Here is a 9,614-nt window from a genome sequence, read left to right as displayed (position 1 = left end):
TGAGCCGCAACGAACCCTATCGAGCAATCCCGGTCACCGCCGAAAGGTGAAACACGGCGCAAGCGTCGTGAACGTCTTTGGTAAGAGCAGGAGACTTATAACGCACCTACGCCAGTCGGCCCAAGGAGAGGGACAACCCACTATGCGCCAGGCGCTTCGAGCGCGGGCTTTTGACCGGGACCCAATCCGCGGAGAGCATTATGGCCAGCGGCCTGTTTCTGTGCCGCATCCAAAGGCCGGACACATGGCAGCTCCGACCAGCAATGTGCAAAAAAGTCTACAAAACTCTTGCCAAACCGGAGCCGTCCACACATGGCGCATTTGCGCCATGACCACGCTCGGCCCAAAGCCACCATTGACTGCACCTGGCTCTTGCACGCTCCAAGCTGTTGGAAAGGCCGGGCCGGAGAGTGGTGCGCACATCCTAAGGTCAACTACTGGGGCGCAGAGCACCGATCGGCTGGTTCAACCGTTGCGACAATGCGCTCTATCGCCGCTGCCAGGGAGATCGTGCCGCGCCGGTGCTCGCTGCCGTCCTGGCGCGTGAACAGGCCGTTGGCGATGCCCTCATACATACCGAGAAGCGCACCCGCCACCTCCTCGGGCACGCCTTCCTCGGCAAGAAGCACGGCGCGACCCTCCGGCGGGACCAGCATCGGCACCACTGGGCGGTCGAGAACTTCCGCGAAGGCCGACGCCACATTACCGGCGCTCCAGTCTTCCGGTCCGGCCAGTTCCACGACGCGCTTCCCGGTCCAGTCCTCGCGGAGCAGGGCTGCCGCAGTGCGCCCGACATCGATCGTACTCACCATTGGAATCTCCTGAGAGGGTTCGAGGAAGGTCGGGAGCAGGCCTTCAGACACGGCGGTTCCTGCCACCTCGCTCCACGTCTCGACAAAATAGCCGGATCGCAGGAAGGCGATCGCCGGTGCCACGCCGGCAAGCCGCGCCTCGAACCTGTTGAGGGTCGCGATGACGCCAGTGCCCGAAGCATGCTGCGCTCCGATCGACGACAGGACGACGGCCTTGGGCAGATGCGTCCGCCGTGCGGCATCGGCGAGCGCAGCACCGAGTTCGTCCGTGCGTGCATACGGATCACCTCTCACCGGCGGCGGATTGAGCAGGAACGCGCCCGACGCGCCTTTCAGCGCATCGGCTAAGGCCTCGGTATCCTCGATGTTCGCGACGACGACCGCAGCGCCGAGAGCCGTCCATTTTTCACCCTGTCCCGGGTGACGCACGACGACACGCACGGCCTCGCCGTGTTCGATGAGGGCGCGCGCTGTCTCGCCACCAGCGCGCCCATTTGCTCCAAGCACAACATACATGACTTCTTCTCCATTGGTTGGTCGATCGAGAGACGATAGACGGGGGATTTCCATGCGTCCAATGCATGCGGTATATAGTCAGTATGCGTGAAACGGATTTACGGCAGATCGATCTCAACCTGCTAGTAGCGCTCGATGCGCTGCTGACCGAAATGAACGTCACACGGGCAGCCCACCGGCTCGGCATGAGCCAGCCGGCTGCAAGCCGTGCTTTGGGGCGATTGCGCGCGCTGTTTGCGGATGCACTCCTGGTCGATGGGCCGGGCGGTTACATCCCTAGCGCCCGCGCTGAGGAGGTGCGCCCCGTTCTGCGCCGACTCCTGGCCGGCATCGGCGAGATGCTGGAGGCGAATCCGTTCGATCCCGCGACGGCGATGGGTCAAGTTCGGCTTCTGATGCCCGATCTTCAGGCCGCCGCGCTCGCGCCGCATTTGCTCGCCCGCCTCGCACGCGAGGCACCGTCCGTTGATCTTGACATCGTCGCGCCAGGCGCGAACGGAATGAAAGCGCTGGAGCACGATGACGCGGATGCGATGGTCGCGCTCATCGACGAAGCACCCGCCGGCATCCACCGCCGCCGCCTCTATGACGAAAAACTTGTGACATTGATGCGCGCGGATCATCCGGCCGCTATCGGAAAACTCACCCTCGACCGCTTTCTGGCGCTTGAGCATATAGTGGTCAGCATCACCGGCGTCGGGCCTGCACCCGTCGATGAGGTGCTTTCGCGCATGGGGCGGAAGCGAAGGGTAAAGCTGCGCGTGCCGAACTTCTTTGCAGCGGTGGAGATAGCCGCCCGCTCAGACCTGATCATGACCCTGCCGTCGAGCCTGGCGCGATCCGCCGCCGACATGAGGCGCTTCGTGTCGCGGCCGCCGCCCCTCGATCTTGGCAGCTTCACGATGAGTCTCGCCTGGCACGCGCGTCAGCAGGACACCCCCAGGCACATCTGGTTGAGGCGCGCCATTGTCGCGGCGGCGGCGGATATGTCATCGGCCGCTGAATCTGACCGCTGAGTCCGCAAAGCGGGCCATCTGTCGCGCAACTCCTAGATTTATGCACTATTCGCTGGCGGTTGCACTGGAAGGAAGCTCATAGGAACGAGGCGGGTATACCGATCGGGGCCATCTGATTGCCCAGGATCATAGAAAATGCGGTTATTGGCGTCGTAGAGGATAAAGTGGTCTTTTTCGACATGGACGACCGCTACCCCGCAAACATCGGCCCAGCTCACTGCCTTGCATAATCCGCCAGTATGCCAGCCCAATTCGGTTAGGACGCCAAGCAGTTCCTTCCACGTTGTGTAATGATTGGTCTGATCGCCCCAATCGATCATGCTGGCAATTTGGTCGTAGGGTTTGCCCGTCAGCATCTGCAAGACGAAAACGCCGCAGCCATCATCCCTTGGACATTGCGTGATAAATTTGAAGCGGACCTTATGGGCTGCGGGTTGTGTCAACGCTCAGGTCCTTAATTCACTTCCATAAAATAGGGTTAAGCGACCTCACTTTGCAACAGCGCTTATCGCTGTCCGCTCTCCTCATAGGATCTAAACGATCCGCATATTTTTCGTTCATCGTCCGCAGACACACAGCATCACTCATCGATGGCCTCGCCGACGCACACGGTCAAAGTCTCGGCAAATTCTGTGACCGCCTGACGGTTGGATAGCAGGAGTTTTGGACCGGAGAACTCTGCAAACAATCGCCCGTGCACCTGAAATGAATTCCAGTTGTTCGTCCGAATCCTGTACTCGGCCACCCATTTCAGGAGGTCATCGAATTGCGTTCTCGTCTCGCCGCCTTGAATACCCCTTTCTTTGAAACTCTCGACGCACTCTTCCTCTGGCAGATCGATCCAAATGAGTGTCGTCACCCGATCAAGGACCATATTCACGAGCTGGCCGTAGACACCTTCCATGATCCAGCTGTCGGCTTGGGCCGCCCCCGTGGCCCTTTTGTCTCTAAGAACCCTGCCGCGAGCAATGCCGACGCGGCCGGGCTCCCAGTGCATGTCATCAAGATGAATGACCGTATGGTTAAATCGCGCAGGCGGCGGGCAACGAGAATCCGCTCGAAGGCTGATGATGCGTCTTCCATTGCCGCCTTTTTCATTGGCTGCACGGCTGAGATTTTATAACTTTAGAGGGAGATATCGGTCGGCTGCAAATTAAAATTGAAACCGTCATTTTGAAGCAGTTGCGGTCGCGCACCGGCCCGAAAGCCGGATTTCGCCCCGGCACTTACGGCGCCGCGGTCCCAGGTAATTTTGGTGCCGCCGATGATCAGCATTACAGCGGCACCTGGCGTTTCATCCATTCCGGTGCTCACCGGTCAGCCGGCGGCGCGCATTTCCGCCTGTGGCTGCACATTCTGGTTCATGCGGAACAGATTTTGAGGATCGTAACGCCGCTTGATCTCCGTCAGACGTTTGTAGTTGCCGCCATAGGCCGCTTCAACACGATCGCTTTCATCCTCCGGCATAAAATTGATGTAGGCTGTGCCGATGGCGTGCTTCTTCGTTGCCTCGAATAGCTCGCGTGCCCAGCCGATGCACGTGCTGTCCATCGATTTCTCGCGCCAGCGCGCATGAACGTTCATGACGAAATGCGAGTTGCGCTGGGGAAAAGCCGTATCCTCCACTGCGATGCGGCCCGCTGCGCCGCCCACATGGCCAATGAAGATCTCGCATTCCGGCCCCGGCAGCTTGCGGACGGCATCGAGGAGAACTGCAATCGTCGCATCCGAGAGCTCTGCGAAATCCTGGCTCTTCCAATAGTTGCGCGCACCTGGCGTCAGCAGCGGGTCGAATGCCTGTTGCCAGCCGGCAAAAGGTGTCGGACCGACAACATCGGCAATCGGATTGCCGATATCACGCAGCGCCGCGGCAGCGACTTTGCCCGCTTCGATGTCGCCGCAATGGCACATGGCGAGTGCAAGGATTTCCCTGCCGTGCCATTCGGCGGGCAGGAAAGGCAGCGGCGGTGCCTTGCGCATGACCGCCCAGCATGTGAGCTCGTCCGGCGCCGTTTCGAGCACCTGGCGATATTGCCTGAGCACCATTTCCGCGTCGGCAAAGGGATGAACGACCAGACCTGCCAGAACCTCGCCCGGCAGATCGTGGAGCCGGAACTCAAACGAAGTTACGACGCCGAAATTGCCGCCGCCGCCGCGCAGCGCCCAAAACAGATCCGGCTCTTCGTTCTCGCTCACGCGTACCAGCTTGCCTTCAGCGGTTACGACCTCCATCGAGATGATATTATCAATGGTCAGGCCGAACTTGCGTGTAAGCCAGCCGAAACCGCCACCAAGTGTCAGCCCGGCAATGCCGGTCGTGGAATTGATCCCGGTCGGCAGAGCCAGCCCGAAAGCCTGTGTTTCGTTATCGACATCGGCAAGCGTTGCGCCCGGCTCGACCCGCAAACGCCGTGTGCCCGGGTCGACCCTTACCGATTTCATCGGCGACAGATCAATGACCAGGCCGCCTTCACAGACAGCATTGCCGGCGATGTTGTGCCCACCACCGCGGACCGCCAAAAGAAGATTGTTTTCGCGCGCGAACCGGACGGATCTCATAACGTCGGCAGCACCAGCGCAGCGCACGATGAGACCCGGCCGCCGGTCAATCATCCCATTCCATATGGCCCGCGCCTCGTCGTAATCGGCGTCCGTTCCCGTGAGCAATCTGCCCCGCAGACCTGCCGCGTAGGCATCAAGCGCAACGTCAGTCATGGCCGTTTGGCCCTTCTGCAGGGTCGTAAGGTTCAAGTTGTCCATGAATTCCTCCCCAAGGCGGCGGAGCCCCGTTCCGCCGTGGCAGCATTTTGCGCTTCGTTCCTTCGTTACGCAAGATAATGCTAATAAACTTTCCAGCCGGGACCCTTCACAAGCTGGGTTTATTGCTTTAGAAGCGCTGCCGTAATCCGGTCGCAGCCCACCCGGTCAAAACAAGGGATCAACCATCATGAAAACTATCGTCATCTGCTCCGGCGGATTGGACTCCGTTTCGCTTGCGCACAAGGTTGCCGCGGAACACCAACTCATTGGCCTTCTCTCCTTCGATTACGGACAGCGGCACCGCAAGGAACTCGATTTCGCGGCTGCGTGCGCCAAACGCCTCGGTGTGCCCCATCAGATCATCGACATCACGAACATAGGCAGCCATCTGACGGGATCGGCGCTGACCGACGACATCGATGTTCCGGATGGACATTATGCCGAAGAGACGATGAAGGCGACCGTCGTTCCGAACCGCAACGCCATCATGCTTGCCATTGCCTTCGGGCTTGCGGCGGCGCAGAAGGCCGACGCGGTCGCAGTCGCTGTGCATGGCGGGGACCACTTCATTTATCCGGACTGCCGGCCAGGTTTCATCCAGTCCTTCCAGGACATGCAGAACCAGGCGCTCGACGGCTATGCCAACGTTTCACTTTTTGCACCTTACGTCACCGTCTCGAAAGCCGACATCGTAATCGATGGCGCCAGGAACGGCACTCGGTTCGCAGAGACCTGGTCGTGCTACAAGGGCGGTTCGCGCCACTGCGGCCGCTGCGGCACCTGCGTCGAACGGCGCGAAGCGTTCCATCTGGCCGGCATAGACGATCCGACGGACTACGAGGACGCGGACTTCTGGGTGGCCGCAACCGCGGGCTTTGCTGCCGAAGAGGTGAAATAATGTTCCGCATCACCAAGGAATTTCATTTCTCCGCCTCGCACCGGCTCACAACTCTGCCCGCCGACCATCAATGCGGCCGCCTTCACGGACACAATTACGTCGTGGAGGTGGAACTTTCAGCAGCAACCCTCAACAGCCACGGATTTGTCCGCGATTACCACGAGCTTGCGCCGCTGAAGTCCTATATTGACGAGTCCTTCGACCATCGACACCTGAACGAGGTCCTCGGTCATGATCAGGTGACGGCTGAGTGTCTGGCGAAGCATTTCTACGATTGGTGCAAGGATCGCCTGCCGGAAACCTCGGCAGTGCGCGTCAGCGAGACGCCGAAGACCTGGGCGGAATACCGGCCATGACCGTCGCCCGTGAGGCCCAGATCCGCGTCAGCGAAATCTTCGGGCCCACCATCCAGGGAGAAGGTGTTTTGATCGGCCTTCCGACCGTTTTTGTCAGGACGGGAGGCTGCGATTACCGTTGCTCATGGTGTGATACGCTGCATGCCGTCGACGGCGAGTACCGCGATCAATGGCGTCCGATGTCGGTCGACGATGTCTGGGAGGAGGTCTTGCGGCTATCAGGCAACAAACCGCTCACGGTGTCGCTATCAGGAGGTAATCCGGCGATCCAACCGCTCGGGCCGTTGATAGAGCGCGGACACAGCCAGGGTTTCCGTTTCGCGCTGGAAAGCCAAGGCAGCATTGCCAAGAATTGGTTTGCCGATCTCGACGTTTTGGTCCTTAGCCCGAAGCCGCCGTCAAGCGGCATGGAGACCGACTGGCGCGCGTTCGAGACCTGCCTGAAAATGGCTACCGAAAAGCCGCAGCTTGCACTGAAGTTCGTTGTGTTCGACGATGGTGATTACCTCTTTGCCCGGACCGCCGCGGCACGATACCCGACGCTTCCGGTTTATCTTCAACCCGGCAATCATACGCCACCCCTGCCCACAGACGAAGAGGCACGCGTCGATATCGACGGCATCATGGACCGGATGCTCTGGCTAATCGACAAGGTAACGGAAGATCAGTGGTTCGAGGCGCGCGTGCTGCCGCAACTACATGTGCTTCTGTGGGGCAACAAGCGCGGGGTCTGACGATTCCTTCGGTAACACCGGCGATGGCAACGCAAGCCTCAGCCATTCGTCGCCGATCCCGAGGCACAAAGGACATCGATCAGCGGAATCGCGGCTGTTTCGGCGAAACGTTCGCCCGAATCTCATGAAGGGGTGCGTTTTTGCCAAGCAGCCGCAATAGCTTGCGCTCCTCTGCCGGATCAACCCCAAGCTTCTTGCAGTGATCGGCAACGTCACGATCGTGCGGGCCTGGCACATGCACTTGCCTGTTGTTCATGTTCTTCATGGTCATCTTCCTCCTTGTGAGGATAACGCCTGACGATCACAAATCGTTCATTAGTCAGCCCTAAAGTTAAGAGGAACGCCTTTCGACGAGCTCAAACTCATGCGCTACACGCGTTCGAAAAACGGCGCTTTCACTTTTCCGTCGCGGTCTGAACGCGCTCATCAAGAGCGAGCTGCTCGCTTCGTGCTCGATTGAAATCTGCGCAGCCATAAACGTCTGCCCTATGCTTGAGCCACCTGTGCTCAAAAGATCGTCAGGAAATGGCTGGTCGGTAGACGAAGTTCGCTGGCGAGGGGCCCACAGTTTCTCAGATTTCCCACTTGCCCTAGCTGGCGGCAAGGTCAGCGCTGCGGCTGTTAAGGGGCGGAGGATGACGGGCTGCTTCGAGGCACGAATTAGCTAAAGAGCAGCCCTTCAGGCACCCTTGCGTGCATCATCGTGAAAGCAATCCGTCGCTGTCGTTGGTTTCCGGCACGACGGCTTTTCGAAATAGCGGCAACGGAGAGCGCCTCACCGGAAACCGCCGGGATAGGACTCACCCATCACGCCCCCTCACCGCCCATGAGGCGGTATCGTGATCGGGGTGCTGGTTGTTGCTCTCCTTGATCGCCGCGGCCCAGTCGGCGCCGTTGTTTTCGGTCGCACCGGTATTTTCTATGCCCGTGATCGCATCGAACCATGCCACCATGTTCTCGGTGCAGGTATTGGCAAGCGGCGAGAAGGCGTGCGGATCGTCAAGCGATCCGATCATCAGGTTGGTGCGACCGTTTTCGAGGTGGTGGAAGAACAATGGCGTGCCGCAATTAGCGCAGAAGCCGCGCTCGACGCGCTCCGAGCTCTTCCAGACGCTCGGCTTGCCGCGTGTCCAGGTAAGCGCATCATCGGGCGCGGCGACGAGCGCGGCAAAAATGTTGCCCGAGGCTTTCTGGCACATGCGGCAATGGCAGAGATGTGAATTGTCAAACATAGCGGTTGCGTGATAGCGCACGGCACCGCACTGGCAACCGCCGCTCACCTCCATCTCGATGCGTTTCATTTCTCCTCCTTCAAGAGGCGGGTTTGGGCTTAGTCTCTTTTAGGTTTTCGTCTTTTGATCGTCCAGTCTCCCTATGACGAGCAACGGCAAGGGAAGGTCGTGTCTCAAGACGACAGCGCGGTCGATGTGGTAAAGGGACGCGGTCGACGATCGAAAGGAGCGGCGCACGGCTTGGCGCGGAAATAACCATCATCGGCAATGCGTAGAGGCGTAATTCGACAACGAGAGAATCCGACAACCCTGGAATATGGCTCTGATTTGGACGGATCTTTCAGGACCTTGCCACGGCCGCCGAGCGACTGGGCGCCACACGAAAGCGTGCTAGATTAACCAGTATTTTCGCAAAGATCAGTAAGCCTGCCGTCAGGTCCGCGGTACGCCCGCCGGCCGCAGATGCTTTCTGAGCGCAGCGATGCGGAAAATGGCATTTGCCGCACCGTATCCCCGATAGCCGCGCCTTTCGACAATCTCGAAGAACAGACCTTCACCGTAGGTGGGACTGTAGAGCTGGAAATATTCGCCATGCTCGTCGCGGTCATAGAGGATGTTGTTCGCCTTCAATCGTTCCGCAAATTCCGCGTCCAGACCGAAACGGGCTTCCAGGTCGTCATAATAGTTCGGCGAGATCGCAAGGGTTACGAAGCCGTTTGCGGAAAGGGCAGCGGCAGCGGAAAAGATATCCTGCGTTTTGAAGGCCAGATGCTGGATGCCGGAGCCGAAGGTTTCGGCGATGAAGTGGCCGGCAAGTGTGTTGCGGTTTTCGGCACCGTTCATGGTGATGCGCAGCGACCCGTCGGCATTTTCTATGGCCTGGCTTCTCACTATGCCGGACGGATCGATGATGTCGACCAGCGGCGTCTTATGAGCATCGAGGATCGATGTGTAGAACAGCAGCCAGGTGAGCAATTCCTCATATTTCATGGTCTGGGCGATGTGATCGATCGACTGCAGCCCGACAGGCTCAGGCGCTGCCGTGTCTTCGACCGGATCGAACTCGATCTCCCATATGCGGGCGAGCTCCGTCTTGGGATCGAGGAAGTAGAGGATGCCGCCACCGACACCGCGTACGGCCGGCATCTCGATCTCGCCAGCATCGAGCGGTTGCCGAAAGCGCTCGGCGCCCAGGGCCACGGCGCGTTCGACTGCCGCCTTCGCATCGTCGACCATCAGGCCGGCAGCATAAGCCGTCGTGCCGTGGACTGCGGATGGCCCGACGGCCAA

12 protein-coding genes are annotated in these 9,614 nt (G+C 59.6%); 4 read left to right on the top strand and 8 right to left on the bottom strand.

Annotated elements, in window-relative coordinates; all coding sequences use genetic code 11:
- Positions 1–434: 434 nt before the first annotated feature.
- A complete protein-coding gene (locus C9413_RS21220; RefSeq protein ID WP_040116256.1) occupies positions 435–1,328 on the bottom strand; it encodes an NAD(P)H-binding protein in 894 nt (297 codons plus the stop codon).
- Between the two features lie 83 nt (positions 1,329–1,411).
- Here C9413_RS21220 and C9413_RS21215 point away from each other — a divergent pair, with 83 nt between their 5' ends.
- Positions 1,412–2,344 carry a LysR family transcriptional regulator gene (locus tag C9413_RS21215; protein ID WP_040116257.1) on the top strand — a complete coding sequence of 311 codons (933 nt, stop codon included), beginning with the start codon at positions 1,412–1,414 and terminating at the stop codon, positions 2,342–2,344.
- A 38-nt stretch (positions 2,345–2,382) separates the two neighbouring features.
- On the opposite strand, the gene C9413_RS21210 is transcribed toward C9413_RS21215, so the two are convergent.
- From C9413_RS21210 to C9413_RS21195, 4 genes are all read right to left on the bottom strand, one after another.
- Positions 2,383–2,787 carry a hypothetical protein gene (locus C9413_RS21210; protein ID WP_223844103.1) on the bottom strand — a complete coding sequence of 135 codons (405 nt, stop codon included), beginning with the start codon at positions 2,785–2,787 and terminating at the stop codon, positions 2,383–2,385.
- 137 nt (positions 2,788–2,924) lie between these two features.
- Positions 2,925–3,248: a hypothetical protein gene (locus C9413_RS21205; protein ID WP_210263570.1), complete on the bottom strand. Its 324-nt coding sequence runs from the start codon at positions 3,246–3,248 to the stop codon at positions 2,925–2,927.
- A 221-nt stretch (positions 3,249–3,469) separates the two neighbouring features.
- Positions 3,470–3,646 carry a hypothetical protein gene (locus C9413_RS21200; protein ID WP_170250867.1) on the bottom strand — a complete coding sequence of 59 codons (177 nt, stop codon included), beginning with the start codon at positions 3,644–3,646 and terminating at the stop codon, positions 3,470–3,472.
- Between the two features lie 15 nt (positions 3,647–3,661).
- Positions 3,662–5,104, bottom strand: a complete 1,443-nt coding sequence (locus C9413_RS21195) for an FAD-binding oxidoreductase (protein ID WP_170250866.1) — start codon at positions 5,102–5,104, stop codon at positions 3,662–3,664.
- A 187-nt stretch (positions 5,105–5,291) separates the two neighbouring features.
- Here C9413_RS21195 and queC point away from each other — a divergent pair, with 187 nt between their 5' ends.
- From queC to queE, 3 genes are read left to right on the top strand one after another with little or no spacing between them, the layout of a single operon-like run.
- Complete coding sequence (gene queC, locus C9413_RS21190; protein WP_040116260.1) at positions 5,292–6,002, top strand: 7-cyano-7-deazaguanine synthase QueC; 711 nt, start codon at positions 5,292–5,294, stop codon at positions 6,000–6,002.
- On the top strand, positions 6,002–6,358 hold the full coding sequence (gene queD / locus C9413_RS21185; RefSeq protein ID WP_040116261.1) for a 6-carboxytetrahydropterin synthase QueD: 357 nt from the start codon (positions 6,002–6,004) through the stop codon (positions 6,356–6,358). The genes queC and queD overlap by 1 nt, the downstream gene beginning before the upstream one ends.
- On the top strand, positions 6,355–7,092 hold the full coding sequence (queE, locus tag C9413_RS21180; protein WP_040116262.1) for a 7-carboxy-7-deazaguanine synthase QueE: 738 nt from the start codon (positions 6,355–6,357) through the stop codon (positions 7,090–7,092). The genes queD and queE overlap by 4 nt, the downstream gene beginning before the upstream one ends.
- Before the next feature lie 79 nt (positions 7,093–7,171).
- Here the strand turns inward: queE and C9413_RS21175 are convergent, their stop codons facing one another.
- From C9413_RS21175 to C9413_RS21165, 3 genes are all read right to left on the bottom strand, one after another.
- A complete protein-coding gene (locus C9413_RS21175) occupies positions 7,172–7,357 on the bottom strand; it encodes a hypothetical protein (protein WP_022712945.1) in 186 nt (61 codons plus the stop codon).
- Between the two features lie 535 nt (positions 7,358–7,892).
- Complete coding sequence (locus C9413_RS21170) at positions 7,893–8,393, bottom strand: GFA family protein (RefSeq protein WP_170250865.1); 501 nt, start codon at positions 8,391–8,393, stop codon at positions 7,893–7,895.
- A gap of 363 nt (positions 8,394–8,756) precedes the next feature.
- Positions 8,757–9,614, bottom strand: an 858-nt coding sequence (locus tag C9413_RS21165; RefSeq protein WP_170250864.1) for a VOC family protein, incomplete at its 5' end; no start/stop codon positions are given.

This window comes from Rhizobium sp. SEMIA 4085 (genome assembly GCF_013004495.1).
Taxonomy (GTDB): Bacteria; Pseudomonadota; Alphaproteobacteria; order Rhizobiales; family Rhizobiaceae; genus Rhizobium; species Rhizobium gallicum.
This window is presented reverse-complemented; position numbering and strand designations above follow the sequence as displayed.

Excerpts from the sequence above, each read along its gene's own strand:
- queD (WP_040116261.1), top strand. The coding sequence starts at position 6,002 with ATGTTCCGCATCACCAAGGAATTTCATTTCTCCGCCTCGCACCGGCTC.
- queE (WP_040116262.1), top strand. The coding sequence starts at position 6,355 with ATGACCGTCGCCCGTGAGGCCCAGATCCGCGTCAGCGAAATCTTCGGG.
- C9413_RS21220 (WP_040116256.1), bottom strand. The coding sequence starts at position 1,328 with ATGTATGTTGTGCTTGGAGCAAATGGGCGCGCTGGTGGCGAGACAGCG.
- queC (WP_040116260.1), top strand. The coding sequence starts at position 5,292 with ATGAAAACTATCGTCATCTGCTCCGGCGGATTGGACTCCGTTTCGCTT.
- C9413_RS21215 (WP_040116257.1), top strand. The coding sequence starts at position 1,412 with ATGCGTGAAACGGATTTACGGCAGATCGATCTCAACCTGCTAGTAGCG.
- C9413_RS21200 (WP_170250867.1), bottom strand. The coding sequence starts at position 3,646 with ATGGATGAAACGCCAGGTGCCGCTGTAATGCTGATCATCGGCGGCACC.
- C9413_RS21175 (WP_022712945.1), bottom strand. The coding sequence starts at position 7,357 with ATGAAGAACATGAACAACAGGCAAGTGCATGTGCCAGGCCCGCACGAT.
- C9413_RS21170 (WP_170250865.1), bottom strand. The coding sequence starts at position 8,393 with ATGAAACGCATCGAGATGGAGGTGAGCGGCGGTTGCCAGTGCGGTGCC.
- C9413_RS21205 (WP_210263570.1), bottom strand. The coding sequence starts at position 3,248 with ATGGAAGGTGTCTACGGCCAGCTCGTGAATATGGTCCTTGATCGGGTG.
- C9413_RS21195 (WP_170250866.1), bottom strand. The coding sequence starts at position 5,104 with ATGGACAACTTGAACCTTACGACCCTGCAGAAGGGCCAAACGGCCATG.